This window comes from Embleya sp. NPDC059213, from assembly GCF_042754445.1.
Lineage (GTDB): Bacteria > Actinomycetota > Actinomycetes > Streptomycetales > Streptomycetaceae > Embleya.
Map to the genome: position 1 here is coordinate 21,089 of NZ_JBHZAV010000015.1, position 15,688 is coordinate 36,776.

Genomic DNA, 15,688 nt, shown 5'->3' on the forward strand with positions numbered 1-15,688 from the left:
GGGGCGGGACCGATCGGGCCGGCCGGCCGGCGAAAGTTATACGGTGCACAGTCGTGGAAACCTGCGTCTTTCTCTCGCACGAACTCGCCGAGCCGATGGCCGGCACCGCTCCGACCACGCGCGGCTGGCTGCTCGTGGAACACCCCGGGCCGTGGGCCGCCAGGGCGCTGACCGACAGCCGCGGGCTCGACGACGGGGTGGGCGAAGAGTTGGACGAGCGGGCCGGCCGGGCCGGTTTCCGCGCCGCGCTGATCCGTCGGCCGGACGAGGCGAGCCGCCGCTCGGAGGAGCCGGGCGCCGGAAGCGACGAGGGCGAGCGCACCCCGAACACCCCGGGACGCCGCGCCGACGACGAGGCCGGGGCCCCCGACGGCCCCCGGACCGCCTTCCTGGCCTGGACCGAGCCCGGTGGCACCTGGCTGCGCCGGTTGCGGGTGCGTGCCGCGGCCGATCTGCTCGCCCTCGACCTGGCCGCGCTGGCCGGACCGGTCGAACCCTCGGTGGGCGAGTCGGCCGCCGAGCCGCTCCTGCTGATCTGCACGAACGGCAAGCGGGACCGGTGCTGCGCGGTCGCGGGCCGACCGCTGGCCGCCGCGCTCGCCACGAGCTTCCCCGAGGCCACCTGGGAGGTCACGCACCTGGGCGGGCACCGGTTCGCCCCGACCGCCGTCGTGCTGCCCCAGGGCTACCTGTACGGGCGCCTGGACCCCACCGCGGCCCGCGCCGTGGTCGCCGCCGCCCGGCGCGGCGAGATGGTGCCGGATCACTGCCGGGGTCGGGCCACCTACTCCCGGGCCGGTCAGGCCGCCGAGCTCGCGGTCCGCGCGGACTGCGGCGAGCGCCGGGCCGACGCGTTGTCGGTCTACGACGAGCGCGCGGAGGACGACGGCGGATGGACCGTGCGCGTCGATCACCTCGACGGCCGCACCTGGACCGTCGCGGTGGACGCACGTCGGGAGGCCCCCGCCCGGCCGGAGAGTTGCGGCAAGGACGAGGGCCTCCCGACGAGCATGCGCGCCCGTCTATTGACGCACCGTCAGTAGGCGCCCGCCCCGGTCAACGAACGCACTTCCATCTCGGCGTACTTGCCGGCGTCCGCCTCCTCGTCCGAGCGCAGCGTGCCGATCCAGCCGCACAGGAAGCCGATCGGGATCGACACGATGCCCGGGTTCTCCAGCGGGAACCAGTGGAAGTCGATCCCGGTCACCAGCGGCGTCCTGCCCCCGGAGACCACCGGCGAGAACAACACGAGCAGCAGCGCCGAGCCGAGCCCGCCGTAGATCGCCCAGACCGTGCCGTTGGTGTTGAACCGCCGCCAGAACAGCGTGTACAGCAGCGTGGGCAGATTGGCCGAGGCGGCCACCGCGAAGGCGAGCGCGACCAGGAACGCGACGTTGAGCTTCTGCGCGGACAGGCTCAGCCCGATCGCGATCCCGCCGATCACGATCGCCGAGAGCCGGGCGGCCCGCAGTTCGCTCTTCTCGTCGGTCGCTTCCTTGCGGATCACGTTCGTGTACAGGTCGTGCGCGAAGGACGCCGAGGAGGCCAGCGTCAGGCCGGCCACCACCGCCAGGATGGTCGCGAACGCCACCGCCGCGATCACCGCGAGCAACACCACACCACCGAACGTGTCCGGTCCGCCGCCGAGTTCCTCGGCGAGCAGCGGCAGCGCGGTGTTGCCCGCCGCGTTCGACTTGCGGATCCGGTCCGAGCCGAGCACCGCCGCGGCGCCGAATCCGAGCACGATGGTGAGCAGGTAGAACGTGCCGATCAGGGCGATCGCCCACATCACCGAGTGCCGCGCGGCGCGCGCGGTGGGCACGGTGTAGAACCGCACCAGGATGTGCGGCAACCCCGCGGTGCCGAGCACCAGCGCGATCGCCAGGCTGATGAAGTCCAGTCGACTGGTCAGGTTCTTCCCGTACTTCAGCCCCGGTTCCAGGAACTGCTGTCCGTGGCCGCTGGTGTGCGCGGCGGTGTCCAGCAACTCGTCGAGATCGAAGTGGAAACGCAGCAGGACCAGGATCGTCATCAGGATCGCGCCGCCGAGCAGCAGCACCGCCTTGACGATCTGGATCCAGGTGGTGCCCTTCATCCCGCCGAAGGTCACGTAGACCACCATCAGCGCGCCCACGCCGACGATCGTCCAGGTCTGCGCCGACCCGCCCGGGTCGCCGAGCAGCAGCGCGACCAGGGTGCCCGCGCCGACCATCTGGGCGATCAGGTAGAAGATCGAGACCACGATGGTCGCGGCCCCCGCCGCGGTCCGCACCGGCTTGCGGCTCATCCGGAACGCGACCACGTCGGCCATCGTGAACCGCCCGCAGTTGCGCACGAGTTCGGCCACGAGCATGAGCACGACCAGCCACGCGACCAGGAAGCCGATCGAGTACAGGAAGCCGTCGTAGCCGAACAGCGCGATCAGTCCGGCGATGCCCAGGAAGGATGCCGCCGACATGTAGTCGCCGGCGATGGCCAGCCCGTTCTGGGACGCGGAGAACTCGCGGCCGCCGGCGTAGAAGTCGTTGGTCGTGCGGTTGTTCCGACTGGCCCACACGGTGATGCCGAGGGTGATCACCACGAAGGCCACGAACAGCAGGCCGGTCAGCCCGCGGTGGCCGCCCGCGGCCGCGAGGTGGACCGCGTTCACCGGAACATCTCCTGGGTCTCCCACCGCAGGTTGAGCGCGGCCCGGTCGCGCTTGCCGCGCGCGTTGCGGGCGTACGACCAGGTGATCAGGAACGTACTCGCGAACTGGAGCAGGCCGAAGGCGAGTGCGACGTTGAACGCGCCCAGGATCCGGTGCGCCATGAAACCGCGCGCGAACGTGGACGCGAACACGTAGAGCAGGTACCACGCGAGGAACGCGAGCGACATCGGGAAGACGAAGTCGCGATAGCGACGCCGGATCTCCTGGAATTCCGGGCTCGCCTGCACGCGTAGATAGATGTCCGCGCGCGGATCCGGCTCCGGGTCGCCGAACGGCACACCCCGGGTGGGTGTGGGTCGGTACGAACTGGTCGTCACCGTAGTTCTCCTCGTCGATGGCCGAACCGCGCGGTTCCGTCCGATCCGAGCACCCGAGACAGGCGTTCGATGGGACTGGTGTTCAGCATGGGCAGCGGGCGCGGGCCGCACGGCCAGGTTGTGCACGATTCACCTGTTCGGATGAACCGCCGGCACGGCCGCACTCCTGGCTCCGCCATGCTCGTGGAATCGCTTGGCCAACGAGGGTTCGAGCCCTCCCGATACGGGAGGTGTGACGGTCATACGCCAATGAGTGACATTCGTCCTTCTATCGCAGATATACGGGCCGTTCGACCCGGCCGGCGATCATGAAAAAGGCCGGGCCCGAAGGGACGAACAGTCCCTTCGGGCCCGGCCCCGGCCGGTGCGGCGGTGTGCTCAGACGTCGATCCGCGAGCGGTCGAGCAACGACGCGGAGTTGGTGATGAACTCCTTGCGCGGCGCCACCTCGTTGCCCATCAGCAGGTCGAACACCCGCTCGGCCGCCTCCAGGTCGCCCAGGTTGATCCGGCGCAACGTGCGGTGCCGGGGGTCGACCGTGGTCTCCGCGAGCTGATCGGCGTCCATCTCGCCCAGACCCTTGTACCGCTGGACCGGGTCCTTCCAGGCGATGCCCTTGCGCTGGTATTCCAGCAGCGTGCGCTTCAGCTCGGAGTCCGAGTACGTGTAGACGTACTTGTCCTGCCCCTTCTTGGGCCGGGACAGCTCGATCCGGTGCAGCGGCGGCACCGCGGCGAAGACCCGGCCGGACTCGACCATCGGGCGCATGTAGCGCTGGAAGAGGGTGAGCAGCAGGCAGCGGATGTGCGAGCCGTCGACGTCGGCGTCCGCCATGAAAATGATCTTGCCGTAGCGGGCCTGGTCGATGTCGAACGTACGCCCGGAGCCCGCTCCTATCACCTGGATGATCGCGGCGCATTCGGCGTTCTTGAGCATGTCCGAGACGGACGCCTTCTGCACGTTCAGGATCTTGCCCCGAATCGGCAGCAGGGCCTGGAACTCCGAGTTGCGCGCGAGCTTGGCGGTGCCCAGCGCCGAGTCGCCCTCGACGATGAACAGCTCGCTGCGTTCGACGTCGTCGCTGCGGCAGTCGGCCAGCTTGGCCGGCAGCGCCGAGGTCTCCAGGGCCGTCTTGCGGCGCTGGGCCTCCTTGTGTTGTCGCGCGGCGATCCGGGTGCGGGCCGCCGAGACGACCTTCTCCAGGACGGCGCGCGACTGCGCCTTGTGGTCGCGTCCGGTGGAGGTCAGGAACGCCTTGAGTTCCTTGGACACCACGTTCTGCACGATCCGCGCGGCGGCCGAGGTGCCCAGCACCTCCTTGGTCTGCCCCTCGAACTGCGGCTCGGCCAGCCGCACGGTGACCACGGCGGTCAGGCCCTCGGTCGCGTCGTCCTTGGTGATGTCGTCCTCGGCCACGCGCAGCAGCTTGGTCGAGCGCAGCACGTCGTTGACCGTGCGCCGGAGCGCCTGGTCGAAACCGGCGACGTGGGTGCCACCCTTGGGCGTGGCGATGATGTTGACGAAGGAACGCAGGGTCGAGTCGTAGCCCGTGCCCCAGCGCAGCGCCACGTCCACGCCCAGCTCGCGCTGGACCTCGGTGGGCACCATGTGCCCCTGCTCGTCGAGCACCGGCACGGTTTCCTTGAAGGTGCCGGACCCGGTGAAGCGCAATACGTCGCAGAGCGCGCGGTCGGGAGCGAGGTATTCGCAGAACTCGCTGATCCCACCGGAGTAGTGAAAGACCTGTTCGTCCACTTCGCCCGGATTCGCACCATTACGCTCGTCGCGAACAACGATCGTCAGTCCGGGCACCAGGAAGGCGGTCTGGCGGGCTCGCGAATACAACGATTCCAGGTCGAGCGCGGCGTCCTTGAGGAAGATCTGCCGGTCCGCCCAGTAGCGGATCCGGGTGCCGACCTTCGCCTTGGCGACCTTCTTGATCTTGCGCAGCCCGTTACCGGCGCTGAACGGAGCGTCCGCACCGAGAGTGGCGAACTCGCCGGGCACGCCGCGGCGGAACGAGATGGCGTGGGTGTGCCCGCCGCGGTCCACCTCGACGTCGAGTCGGGCGGACAGGGCGTTGACCACGGAGGCGCCGACGCCGTGCAGGCCGCCGGAGGCGGCGTAGGATCCGCCGCCGAACTTGCCGCCTGCGTGCAGCTTGGTCATGACGACCTCGACACCGGACAGGCCGGTCTTGGGCTCCACGTCGACGGGGATACCGCGACCGTTGTCCCGAACCTCCACCGAGCCGTCAGCGTGCAGGATCACCTCGATCCGGTCGCCGAAACCCCCGAGGGCCTCGTCCACCGAGTTGTCGATGATCTCCCACAGACAGTGCATCAGGCCCCGACTGTCGGTGGAGCCGATGTACATGCCGGGCCGCTTGCGGACCGCGTCAAGACCCTCGAGAACGAGGAGATGTCGCGCGGTGTAGTTCGAGTGATCGGGCTCGCCCGCCAGGAGCGCGGTGGACTGCGCGGTCGTCTGGGCGGTCACGCGGTGCAACTCCTCGCATGTAGTCGCGTAGTCGAATCGCCGCGAACGCGTCGATCCGTGCGGCGCGTCGGCGATGTCCGAGCCCCCGAAATCGGGCCCGTTGATCACCCTCGTCGCGCCGGAGAGCAAGGCTACCGGGGCCGGAAGACACCCCGGCGACGGCTCGCCGCCGCATCCTAGCCGGCATCCGAACACATCTTCGACCACCCGATCGGGTGGCCGGCATGAACCGTACGCGCACAGGGCACGTCCTATGCACAAGGAATGAGTTGCAGAAGGGGTGTGCCGAGAAGCTGTTGAACATGACACGATCACCCCGGGAACGTTCGAGGCTGATTTGATGTTGGACATCGATGAAGGCTTCGTCGAGTAGAGAAGAGGCGACGTGAATTCGGTTCTGACACCCGCCAGTCCGTTGACGGCCGCCGACCGTTGTGATCGGTGCGGCGCCCAGGCATACCTTCGGGTAGTCCTTTCCAGCGGCGGCGAACTGCTGTTCTGTGCGCACCACGCCCGTAAGTTCGAACCAGAGCTTCGGAAGGTGGCCGTGGAGATACAGGACGAGACCGACCGCCTCACGGCGGTCCCCGTTACCGCACCGGACGACGACAACTGACCAGACAGCCGACCCTCTGAGATCCCGACGAGCAGACATCGCGCCGATGGCGGCCACCGCGAGGTGGCCGCCATCGGCGTCTGTCGTCGTCACCCAGGGGGGCGGTCACCGCCCTCACGGCCCGTGATATCCCTCACAATCCGGCGGCATCCCGGATGTCCCGGGCGAACGCGGCGACCCGGGTGTAGACGCCCGGTTTACCCGGCAGGGCACATCCGTCTCCCCACGAGACGATCCCGGCGACCCGACCGGCGACCAGAAGCGGGCCACCGCTGTCCGCACTGCACGCGTCCTTGCCCCCCTGCCGCTCGCCGGCGCACACCATCGAGGCCGGTTCGTACGTCCCGTACCGCCCACCCGGGTACGCGGTCGCGCAGGTCGCGTCGGACACCAGCGGCACGGTGACCTGGCGCAGTGTCGAGGAGTAGTCGCCGCGCCCCGTGGTGTCGCCCCAGCCGAACACCGTCGACGCGGTGCCGCTCGCGTAAATGTCCGCGTCCTGTTCCACCATCGAGGCCAGGCCCGTACCGAGCGGCTCGGCGAGGGTGAGCACCGCCCAGTCGCCGGAGATCCGGCTCGGGTCGAAGTCGGGATTCACCTGGACCCGGCCGACCGCCACCTCCCGACCCTGGGTGCCGCGCAGGTCGGTCCGTCCCTGGATCACCTTCAGGTCCGGCCGGTCGTCCCGGTTGCCGTTGGCGTCGTACATGCAGTGCGCGGCGGTCAGCACCTTGGTGGGTGCGATCAGCGTGCCGCCGCAGAACTGCCCCGATCGCGCGGATCCGTACTCGGCTCGACTGGACAGGGCCACCGCCCACGGATACGTCGCGGTGTCCGCGGGGCTCCCACCGACCACCACGCGCGGCGGCCCCGAGGGGGTGGCGCCGATCAGGAGTGCCGCCGTCACGACCGTGACAAGCGCGACCATCGATCCTCGTGTGTACCGCCGGAATTTGCTGCGTCTGTTCCGCTCGGGCGTTCGCACCATCATGGGGAACCTCTCGCCGGCTACCGTCAGGTAGAAGCCGGTGCCCCAGCGTGGCGATCCGGAATCCTCGCTTTGGGCGAACGGGTGATTTCCTCGGCAGGCGCACACACGAAGGCCCCGGATGGTGTATCCGGGGCCGATGTTCGTTGCGGGCACGGCCGGGCCGCGCCCGCAGGCTCAGTCCAGGTAGTCGCGCAGCACCTGGGAGCGGGACGGGTGGCGCAGCTTCGACATGGTCTTCGACTCGATCTGGCGGATGCGCTCCCGGGTGACCCCGTAGACCTTGCCGATCTCGTCGAGCGTCTTGGGCTGACCGTCGGTGAGCCCGAAACGCATCGACACCACCCCCGCCTCACGCTCGGAGAGTGTGTCGAGCACCGAGTGCAACTGCTCCTGGAGCAGGGTGAAGCTGACCGCGTCGGCCGGCACGACCGCCTCGGAGTCCTCGATCAGGTCGCCGAACTCGCTGTCGCCGTCCTCGCCGAGGGGGGTGTGCAGGGAGATCGGCTCGCGGCCGTACTTCTGCACCTCGATGACCTTCTCGGGGGTCATGTCGAGTTCCTTGGCCAGTTCCTCCGGGGTGGGCTCGCGGCCCAGGTCCTGGAGCATCTGGCGCTGCACGCGGGCCAGCTTGTTGATCACCTCGACCATGTGGACCGGGATGCGGATGGTCCGCGCCTGGTCGGCCATGGCCCGGGTGATCGCCTGCCGGATCCACCAGGTCGCATAGGTGGAGAACTTGTAGCCCTTGGTGTAGTCGAACTTCTCGACCGCCCGGATCAGGCCCAGGTTGCCCTCCTGGATCAGGTCCAGGAAGAGCATGCCGCGGCCGGTGTAGCGCTTGGCCAGCGAGACCACCAGGCGCAGGTTGGCCTCCAGCAGGTGGTTCTTCGCCCGGCGGCCGTCCTCGGCGATGATCTCCAGCTCCATCCGGAGCCTGGGTGGCAGCTTGTCGCCGGAGCCGAGCTTGTCCTCGGCGAACAGGCCGGCCTCGATCCGCTTGGCGAGGTTGACCTCCTGCTCGGCGTTGAGCAGCGGAACCTTGCCGATCTGCTTGAGGTAGTCCTTGACCGGGTCGGCGGTGGCGCCGGCGGCGGCGACCTGCTGCGCGGGGGCGTCGTCCTCGTCGTCGGAGAGGGTGAAGCCCTTGCTCTCCGGCTCGTCGGGCACCGCGTCCTCGACGACCGCCTCGGGGTCCTCGGGCAACTCCTCGGCCTCGGCGTCGGGTTCGCCCGCCTTGCCGGCGGTCTTCTTGGCGGCGACCTTCTTCGGCGCGGCCTTCTTGGCGGTGCCCGCGGCGGTGGTCTTCTTCGCGGCGCTCTTGCGCGGCGCGGCGCTCGTCGCGGGCGCGCCGGGCGCGGTGGGCGCGCCCGGGGCGGTCTCGGTCGCGGCGGTGGTCGGCGCGCCGTCGGCCTCGGGCGTCGCCGGCTCGGTCGCGGCGGGCACGGCGGTCACGGTGGCGGCGGTGCGGTTGGAGACGACGGTCTTGGTCGCGGTCCGCTTGGCGGCGCTCTTGGCCGCCACACTCTTCCGGGTGCGCTTGGGCGCCGCCGAGTCCGCGGCACTGACCATGATGGTCACACCCTCCTGGTCGAGGACCTGGTTGAGGCTGCGCAGGACGTTCTTCCATTGAGTGGCCGGAATCTGGTCGGCCTCGAACGCCTGACGCACCTCGTCGCTGGCGATGTACCCCTGGGCCTCACCCCGCTCGATCAACGACTTCACGTTGAGGAATTCGGCGATCTCGGGCGGGAGCGAACGGGATGTGCTGGCCGACACAAACAACCTCTCGACGATCTGGACGGCGTCACGACCTGGTGGACAGGCAGGCGCCGCCAAGCGAACGACACTCGGGCGGACAGCGTGGTTCCGGCAAACCGTTGCGCTCCGATCAGCGCAGCGGCCTGTTTTGCTATTCCCGAACGGCTGCCACCTTCGTACTCATCGGGCCAGGCGGAGAAGTGTTACGCACCCGTTCGGTGGTGCAGCTCACACGGTTCCCTCTTGCGGCACGCGCCACACCCTGTGTGAGGGATCCGGTCACGCGTCACCGGTGATCCGTACCCCCAGGATGGTCACGTCGTCGTCTCGGTCCCGGTCTCCGAGCAGTCCTTCGAGGATGTCGGTCAACAGCGCCTCCAGGCCCTCGTTGGGTCCGCGGGCGATCTCCACGAGGTCGTCCAGGCCCTCGTCGAGGCCGCGACCGCGGGTCTCCACGAGGCCGTCCGAGAAGCCGATCAGGATGTCCCCCGGATCGAGTCGAATGGTGTGTTGCGTCCGCCGTTCCGCAACTCCCAGGGGGGTGGACTCCTCGCCGATCTCGACGAGTTTGGCCTTGCCGTCGGCCGAGACGAGCACCACCGGCAGGTGGCCCGCGTCGGCCAGGTCGAGCAGGCCGGTCGCGGGATCCACCACGGCGTAGACCAGCGTGGTCAGCGACTCGTCGTCCTCGGTCGCGGTGAACAGCCGGTCCAGGCCGGTGAGTACGGCGGCGGGCTCGGGGTCGGTGAAGGCGAGCGCGCGCAGGGCCGAGCGCACCCGGCCCATGCCGGCCGCCGCGGTCAGGCCCTTGCCGATCACGTCGCCGACCACGATCGCCACTCGCCCGTCCGGCAGTTGGAACACGTCGTACCAGTCGCCGCCGACCTCGAAGTCGGGTGCACCGGGCAGGTAGCGGAAGCCGAACTCGACGCCGTGCACCGCCGGCAGCCGCTCGGGCAGCAGGCTGCGCTGCAGCGCGACGGCGGTGCGGTGCTCGCGCTCGTACAGCCGTGAACGCTCGATGGCCAGCGCACACTGCCCCGCGAACGCCTCCAGGAAGATCCGGTCGTCCGGGTCGAACACCCGTCCGTCGTCGAAGGTGTAGCGCAGCACGCCCAGCGGCGCCCCGGAGCCGACCAGCGGCAGGAGCACCCGGGAGGCGCCCGGGCCGTCGTTCGAGGTGTACCGCGCGATGCCGTCGGTCACCGCGGCAACCAGGTCCGCCGACCAGTGCGCGGGCAGGCCGCGCCGGCGGGTGACGGTGCGCTGCGCGGGCACGTTCGGCCACGGGTATACCGGCGCGGTCTCGTCCAGCAGATACGCCTGCGAGCACGCGGCGGCGATGCCGACGCCCAGTTCCTCGACCGCCTCCTCCACCTCGGGCACGCTGAGCGTGCCGGCGATCCGCGCGGTCATCGCCTGGAGCCGGGCGGTACGCCATTGGCTGGACCGCAGCAGTTCCACGCAGCGCCGCTGCTCGGTGATGTCGCGCACCACCAGCAGTACGCCGATCACCGGGCCCGCCTCGTCCCCCGCCTCACGCACCGGCAACCACTGGGACTCGTAAGCGCGTTCGCGCTCGTCGGAGCGCGCCGTGCCGACCCGGTCGGCGGGCTCGTCGCGGTCGGAGCCGCGACTGGTGTGGGTCTCCACGTACGGCTCGCCGCAGGCCAGCACCCGGGAGAGGGTGGCCTCGATCCGGCGGGCGCGAGGGGGCGGATAGACCTCGTCGGGTCGTCGGTCGAGCAGGTCCTCGGCCGAGCGGCCGGCCAGTCGGGCGAGTGCGCCGCTGACCCGCCGACAATGCAGGCGCCGATCGTAGAACGCGAATGCCGTCGATCCCTGGCTGGTCAAGGTTGCCAGCAGTGCCGCGTCGATCCCGGCGAGCCGCTCGCATCCGACCTTGTCGTCGTTCATTGCCTCACAACCCCACCTGTTGGCAACTCCGGGCCGGCGAGTCAGGTATCGAGAGTACGCACGCGAACCTTCTCACCGGGAGTGATTGGCTTGAACTCTCCGTACGTCGGATAAGCGGGCGGGCTCGGACATACCCGCGCCCCTTCGTCGACCCGGGCGGCGGGTCGACGAAGGGGCGACGCGTTCGTGTCCTCGCTCTCGCGTGGCACGGTCCCTCGGCTGCGGGTCAGCCCTCGCGTGGGGCGGGGAACTGGCGGTCCACCTCGGGGTGTACGGCGAGCAGCGAACGCATGGCGGCCTCGGCACTCTCGCCGTCGCCGGCGGCGACCGCGTCGACCAGGCGCGCGTGCAGCGCGACGGACGCCTCGGAGAGGTGCTCGCAGCCGGCCACGTGGCCTCCCGACACCTGGAGCGCGGCGGCCAGGATGCTCGCGAGGTGGTCGAGCATGCGGTTGCCCGCGACCTGGAGCAGCAGACCGTGGAACTCCGCGTCGGCGCGGCTGAAGGTCAGCGGGTCGGGCTGGGCGACGGCGCGCTGCATGATCTCCACGACGTCGCCGAGCCGGCGGACGATCTCCGGGTGGTTGCGGCACGCGGCCATGTGTGCGGCCAACGGCTCGATGCCCCAGCGCAGTTCGAAGAGTTCGCGACGCTGCGAGTCGCGCTGCGGGCCGCACGCGCGCCACTCGATCACGTCGGGGTCGAGCAGGTTCCAGTCGCTCACCGGGCGCACCCGGGTGCCGACGTTGGGCCGGGCGCTGACCAGGCCCTTGGCCTCCAGGACCCGGAGCGATTCGCGCACCACGGTCCGGGAGACCTCGAAGCGCTGGCCGATCTCCTCGGGCACCAGCGGACGTTCGGCGCCCACCTCGCCCGCGACGATCATCTGGCCGAGCTGCTGGACGAGTTGGCCGTGCAGGCCGCGGCCGCGGCCGACGCCCGGTTTGCGCACGGCGCGTGCCGGTTCGAGGTCGGGTCCGTCCCACACGTACGGCCGGCGGGACATCGGGTCGGTGCCGGCGGCGCCCGGCTCGCCGGCGCGGAACGCGTCGGCCGATCCGCTCGCCGGGGCGTGGGTCATTGTCTGATGGGCAGCGATACTCACGCTCTCCATCTCGGCCTCGAACGGGTCCGGCTTGAGCAGCAAACCCGCTCTCGGCTGAAAAACACACGAAAGGGTGATCTACCTTGCGGGTCGATCGTCCGAAAGTGTGACGTCGATCGAAAACCGGCTCAGGCCCGGCGGCGGACGAAGGTGATCATGGCGAGCACGGTGAGCACGAGCGTGATCGCGGCCAACACGGAGCCGGCCACCACCGGCGCGAGTTTGCCGTCGCCGACGACGAGCATGCGATCGGCGGCGCGGAACGGAAGGTAACGCACCAGGTCTCGGTGCGCCGGCGGGACACCGGCCGAAATCGCCGCCGCGATCAGGCGTTCGGCGCCGGCGGGCAGCGCCGCGGCGGCGATCGCGATCAGCGGCGCGCCTCGGGACAGGGTGCCGATCGCCAGGCCGAGTACGGCGGCGAGCAGCACGTAGGCGACGAAGCCGGCCAGGATCCGGGTCGCCGGGGCCTCGATCGCCGCGGTGTCGGGGAAGGTCGGGCCGAAGACGACACGGGCCGTGCCCACGCTCGCGGCCACCGCCAGGACGGCGACCAGGACGGCCGCGAACGCGGTGCCGACCAGCTTGGCCAGGTAGACCCGCCCGCGCCGGGGCAACGCGAGCAGCAGGGCGGGCAGCGCGTCCCGGCGTTGCTCGCGCGCACAGGCGAGGGCGGTCAGCAGCATGATCGCGGGGATCAGCGCGGGGGTGCGGCCGGGGCCGGCGGTGACCAGGTGGGCCACCTCGGCGGAATCGATCGGGGCCGCGCCGGCCTGGCGGGCCGCCACCCAGCCGGCGCCGGCGGCGAGCGCGAGCAGGCCCAGCAGGCCCCACCAGGTCGTGCGCAGGCTGCGGGCCCGCACGAATTCGTATGCGATCGCGCTCATGCGCTTCTCACCTCGTCGGTCTGCCGGGTGCGTTCGGTGGAGCGCCAGGTGCGGGCGAATCGGCGCCTCGGCGGCAGCGCGGCGGGCGTCGCGTTCGGGTTCGGGTTCGGGTTCGGGTTCGGGTTCCGCGCGGCGGTGGTGTCGGCGCCGGCCTCGGCAGCCGGGTGCGCGGCGCGGGGCGTCTCGCGGCCGGCGGCCGGATCGGCGTGCGTCTCGACGATCCGGTGCGGCTCGGGCGCGGCGATCGAGGCGGTGTCGCGGGTCGCCGGCGCGGATCCCGGTTCGACCGGCTGCGGGGTCTGCGCTCGCGGCCGGGCCGCGGGTTGCTCGGACTCGGCGTGCGGGTCGGTCCCGGGGGCGCGATCGTGCCCGGTCCCGAGCACGGTCGCCGACGTCGCGCCGGCCGGCGCCGTGGCCGGCGCCGTCGCGGGGTCGGGCCCGGTCGAGGATTCGGTCGTGAACCCGGTGGCGAATTCGGTCGTGAACTCGGCTCCGAACCCGACGAGTTCCTCGGTGGGCCGGTTGGTCGACCCGAGCCCGGCCGACCCCTCGTCGAGGGCGTCCTCGTCCATCGCGACCTGGGGGCGCTCGCGGCGCACGGTGATCACATCGGTGAACGCGTCGCCGACTCCGGGCTCGCGTTCGGCCAACTCGTGCAGCAGAATCCCGCCGCGGAAGGCGATCTCGCCGACCCTGGCCCGGTCGGCGCCGGTCACGACGAGCGTGGTGCCGCCGGAGCGGGCGGCGTGCACGCCCTCGGCCCGCAACAGCGCGGACAGCCGGGCCACCTGCGGAGTGCGCACCGATACCCCGGCCCGCACCCCGCGGCGCAGGAAGTCGAGCGCCGATTCGTCCGCGACCAGGCGACCCCGACTGATCACCAGGACCCGATCCGCGCAATTCGCGGTCTCGGCCAGGATGTGTCCGGCGACCAGCACCGTACGGCCGTCGGCCGCGAAGGCGCGCAGGAAGTCGCGCAGCCAGCGCACGCCCTGCGGATCCAGGCCGGTCGCGGGTTCGTCCAGCACCAACGTGCCCGGATCACCGAGCAGCGCGCCGGCCAGCCCGAGTCGGCCCGACGCGCCCGCGGACAGCACCCGGACCCGGGCGCCCGCCACCGGGGTCAACCCGACCAGGTCGAGCACCTCGTTCACCCGGCGGTTCGGGATTCCGCCGGCCGCCGCGAGCATCCGCAGGTGCGCCCGCACCCGTCGCCCCGGATGTGCGCCGGTGGCGCCGACACAGGCACCGACCTCGGCACCGGGTCGGCGCAGCCGCCGGTAGCGTCGGCCGTCGTACAGCGTCTCGCCCCCGCCGCGCTCCAGGTCGAGCATCAGCCGCAGGGCGGTCGACTTGCCCGCGCCGTTGGGCCCGAGCAGAGCCGTGACCTTGCCGGGGAGCACATCGAAGGACAGGTCGTCGACGGCCACGATGCCGCCGTATCTCTTGGTCAGCCCGCGTGTCTGGATCATCGCCGTCGCTCCTCGCCACTCCGGATACGGGAGATCTATGGATCTTTGGCAACATACCGGCGAAAAGATAATTTTCCCGGCATTTGACGTCGTATCGGCGAGCTGTGGAAAAGGCCGCCGAACCTGGACAGGCCGCCGGTTCCTGGAGGATCATCGAAATACCGCCGCGTACCGCCTCTGGAGGTCGCCATGTCTCTTCCCGATCCGGGTGTCCTGGAGGCCGTGCGCCGCAGGCGGGGCGACCTCGACGACGCGTTGTTGATCGTCCGTGACGGTCTGGTCGCCGGGCCGCCGGGGCCGCGCCGGCTGGCCGCGTTGTGCGCGGGGTTGCGGCAGTTGCGGGCGGATCTGTACGAACATGTCGTGGCCACCGAGGGACCCGACGGTCTCTACGACGAGGTGCGCCGGGCGGATCCCAGGTTCGAACCCGCGGTGTGTCGGCTGCGGGGTGAACACGCCCGGCTCGGCCTGCTGCTGGACGACGTCCTGGCGGGCATCGCGCACGGACCGCAGGGCATCGCCGGGTGGCCGGCGCTGCGACCACGCGTGCTGGAACTGCTCACGCTGATGGGTCACCACCGCAGCCGGGACGCGCAACTCGCCTACGACGCGGGCGGGCTCGATCTGGGTGGCCAGGGCTGACGGGTCGCGGGCACGCGGGACACGGCAAGCGGGCCGGCTTCACCCGAGCCGGGTCGGTCAGGGTTCGGGGCGCAACATCGGCGGGTTGAGCTTCTCCGCCGAGCCGCGCCGAAAGAGCTGGGCCGGCCGGCCGCCCTGTCGGGTGGTGGTGCCGCCGGTGGGCACCAGGAAGTCGGGCGTGCCGGTGACCTTGCGGTGGAAGTTGCGCGGGTCCAGGGCCACGCCCCACACCGCCTCGTAGACCCGGCGCAGCTCGCCGACGGTGAACTCCTCGGGGCAGAACGCGGCGGCGAGCGAGGAGTATTCGATCTTCGAGCGGGCGCGCTCGACGCCGTCCTCCAGGATGCGTCCGTGGTCGAAGGCGAGTCGGCTGTTGTCGCCGAGCAGTTCGCCGACCGAGGACCAGCGCGCGCCGGCCGCGTCGCCGCCGGGGCGCGGCGCGGGCAGGTCCGGGGCCAGGACCAGATAGGCCACGCTGACCACCCGCATCCGGGGGTCGCGGCCGGGGTCGCCGAAGGTGGCGAGTTGTTCCAGGTGCACCGGCAGCCGGTCCAGGCCGGTCTCCTCGGCGAGTTCGCGCGCCGCGGCGGCCTCCAGGCCCTCCCCCTCGCGCACGAAGCCGCCGGGCAACGCCCAGGCGCCCTGGAACGGCGGTTCGCCCCGGCGGATGGTCAAGGCGCTCAGAGCGTGCTCGCGCACCGTGAGGACGACAAGATCCACGGTGACTCCGAAGGGCGGAAAGAGCGAGGTCTCGGAGCGTGGCATGGGGCGATC

Annotated in this window: 13 protein-coding genes; 3 read left to right on the forward strand and 10 right to left on the reverse strand. The window is 70.9% G+C overall.

Translation table 11 applies throughout. From position 1 onward, the window contains the following. The first annotated feature begins 53 nt into the window (after nt 1–53). Complete coding sequence (locus ACFXMF_RS08710) at nt 54–1,043, forward strand: sucrase ferredoxin (RefSeq protein ID WP_360312869.1); 990 nt, start codon at nt 54–56, stop codon at nt 1,041–1,043. Here the strand turns inward: ACFXMF_RS08710 and ACFXMF_RS08715 are convergent. The 3 genes from ACFXMF_RS08715 to ACFXMF_RS08725 form a co-directional block, all read right to left on the reverse strand. Continuing rightward, nucleotides 1,037–2,650 carry a cation acetate symporter gene (locus ACFXMF_RS08715; RefSeq protein WP_379992685.1) on the reverse strand — a complete coding sequence of 538 codons (1,614 nt, stop codon included), beginning with the start codon at nt 2,648–2,650 and terminating at the stop codon, nt 1,037–1,039. The genes ACFXMF_RS08710 and ACFXMF_RS08715 overlap by 7 nt on opposite strands. Continuing rightward, on the reverse strand, nt 2,647–3,027 hold the full coding sequence (locus tag ACFXMF_RS08720) for a DUF485 domain-containing protein (RefSeq protein WP_360312865.1): 381 nt from the start codon (nt 3,025–3,027) through the stop codon (nt 2,647–2,649). The genes ACFXMF_RS08715 and ACFXMF_RS08720 overlap by 4 nt, the downstream gene beginning before the upstream one ends. A 378-nt stretch (nt 3,028–3,405) precedes the next feature. Then, a complete protein-coding gene (locus ACFXMF_RS08725) occupies nt 3,406–5,526 on the reverse strand; it encodes a DNA topoisomerase IV subunit B (protein WP_360312863.1) in 2,121 nt (706 codons plus the stop codon). Between the two features lie 385 nt (nt 5,527–5,911). On the opposite strand from ACFXMF_RS08725, the gene ACFXMF_RS08730 reads away from it, so the two are divergent. After that, nucleotides 5,912–6,142 (forward strand): hypothetical protein, encoded by a 231-nt coding sequence (locus ACFXMF_RS08730; protein ID WP_020555816.1) that lies wholly within the window; start codon nt 5,912–5,914, stop codon nt 6,140–6,142. A 133-nt stretch (nt 6,143–6,275) separates the two neighbouring features. Here ACFXMF_RS08730 and ACFXMF_RS08735 read toward each other — a convergent pair whose 3' ends face one another. The 6 genes from ACFXMF_RS08735 to ACFXMF_RS08760 all read right to left on the reverse strand — a co-directional run bounded on the left by ACFXMF_RS08735 (nt 6,276) and on the right by ACFXMF_RS08760 (nt 14,272). Further along, nucleotides 6,276–7,070 carry a serine protease gene (locus ACFXMF_RS08735; RefSeq protein WP_360312861.1) on the reverse strand — a complete coding sequence of 265 codons (795 nt, stop codon included), beginning with the start codon at nt 7,068–7,070 and terminating at the stop codon, nt 6,276–6,278. A 237-nt stretch (nt 7,071–7,307) separates the two neighbouring features. Then, nucleotides 7,308–8,915 (reverse strand): RNA polymerase sigma factor, encoded by a 1,608-nt coding sequence (locus tag ACFXMF_RS08740; protein WP_360312859.1) that lies wholly within the window; start codon nt 8,913–8,915, stop codon nt 7,308–7,310. Nucleotides 8,916–9,170: 255 nt separating this feature from the next. Next, entirely contained in the window at nt 9,171–10,808 is a 1,638-nt protein-coding gene (locus ACFXMF_RS08745) for a SpoIIE family protein phosphatase (protein WP_379992615.1), read from the reverse strand. A gap of 226 nt (nt 10,809–11,034) precedes the next feature. Then, nucleotides 11,035–11,889 (reverse strand): FadR/GntR family transcriptional regulator, encoded by an 855-nt coding sequence (locus ACFXMF_RS08750; protein WP_360312855.1) that lies wholly within the window; start codon nt 11,887–11,889, stop codon nt 11,035–11,037. 152 nt (nt 11,890–12,041) lie between these two features. Further along, nucleotides 12,042–12,800, reverse strand: coding sequence for an ABC transporter permease (locus ACFXMF_RS08755; protein ID WP_379992854.1), 759 nt, complete (start codon nt 12,798–12,800; stop codon nt 12,042–12,044). Next, nucleotides 12,797–14,272: an ATP-binding cassette domain-containing protein gene (locus ACFXMF_RS08760; protein ID WP_380017777.1), complete on the reverse strand. Its 1,476-nt coding sequence runs from the start codon at nt 14,270–14,272 to the stop codon at nt 12,797–12,799. The genes ACFXMF_RS08755 and ACFXMF_RS08760 overlap by 4 nt, the downstream gene beginning before the upstream one ends. A 189-nt stretch (nt 14,273–14,461) precedes the next feature. On the opposite strand from ACFXMF_RS08760, the gene ACFXMF_RS08765 reads away from it, so the two are divergent. Further along, a complete protein-coding gene (locus tag ACFXMF_RS08765) occupies nt 14,462–14,914 on the forward strand; it encodes a hypothetical protein (protein ID WP_360312849.1) in 453 nt (150 codons plus the stop codon). 57 nt (nt 14,915–14,971) lie between these two features. On the opposite strand, the gene ACFXMF_RS08770 is transcribed toward ACFXMF_RS08765, so the two are convergent. Further along, a complete protein-coding gene (locus ACFXMF_RS08770; protein WP_360312847.1) occupies nt 14,972–15,679 on the reverse strand; it encodes an NUDIX domain-containing protein in 708 nt (235 codons plus the stop codon). Nucleotides 15,680–15,688 lie beyond the last annotated feature (9 nt).

Excerpts from the sequence above, each read along its gene's own strand:
- ACFXMF_RS08755 (WP_379992854.1), bottom strand. The coding sequence starts at position 12,800 with ATGAGCGCGATCGCATACGAATTCGTGCGGGCCCGCAGCCTGCGCACG.
- ACFXMF_RS08760 (WP_380017777.1), bottom strand. The coding sequence starts at position 14,272 with ATGATCCAGACACGCGGGCTGACCAAGAGATACGGCGGCATCGTGGCC.
- ACFXMF_RS08750 (WP_360312855.1), bottom strand. The coding sequence starts at position 11,889 with ATGACCCACGCCCCGGCGAGCGGATCGGCCGACGCGTTCCGCGCCGGC.
- ACFXMF_RS08745 (WP_379992615.1), bottom strand. The coding sequence starts at position 10,808 with ATGAACGACGACAAGGTCGGATGCGAGCGGCTCGCCGGGATCGACGCG.
- ACFXMF_RS08765 (WP_360312849.1), top strand. The coding sequence starts at position 14,462 with ATGTCTCTTCCCGATCCGGGTGTCCTGGAGGCCGTGCGCCGCAGGCGG.
- ACFXMF_RS08770 (WP_360312847.1), bottom strand. The coding sequence starts at position 15,679 with ATGCCACGCTCCGAGACCTCGCTCTTTCCGCCCTTCGGAGTCACCGTG.
- ACFXMF_RS08735 (WP_360312861.1), bottom strand. The coding sequence starts at position 7,070 with ATGGTCGCGCTTGTCACGGTCGTGACGGCGGCACTCCTGATCGGCGCC.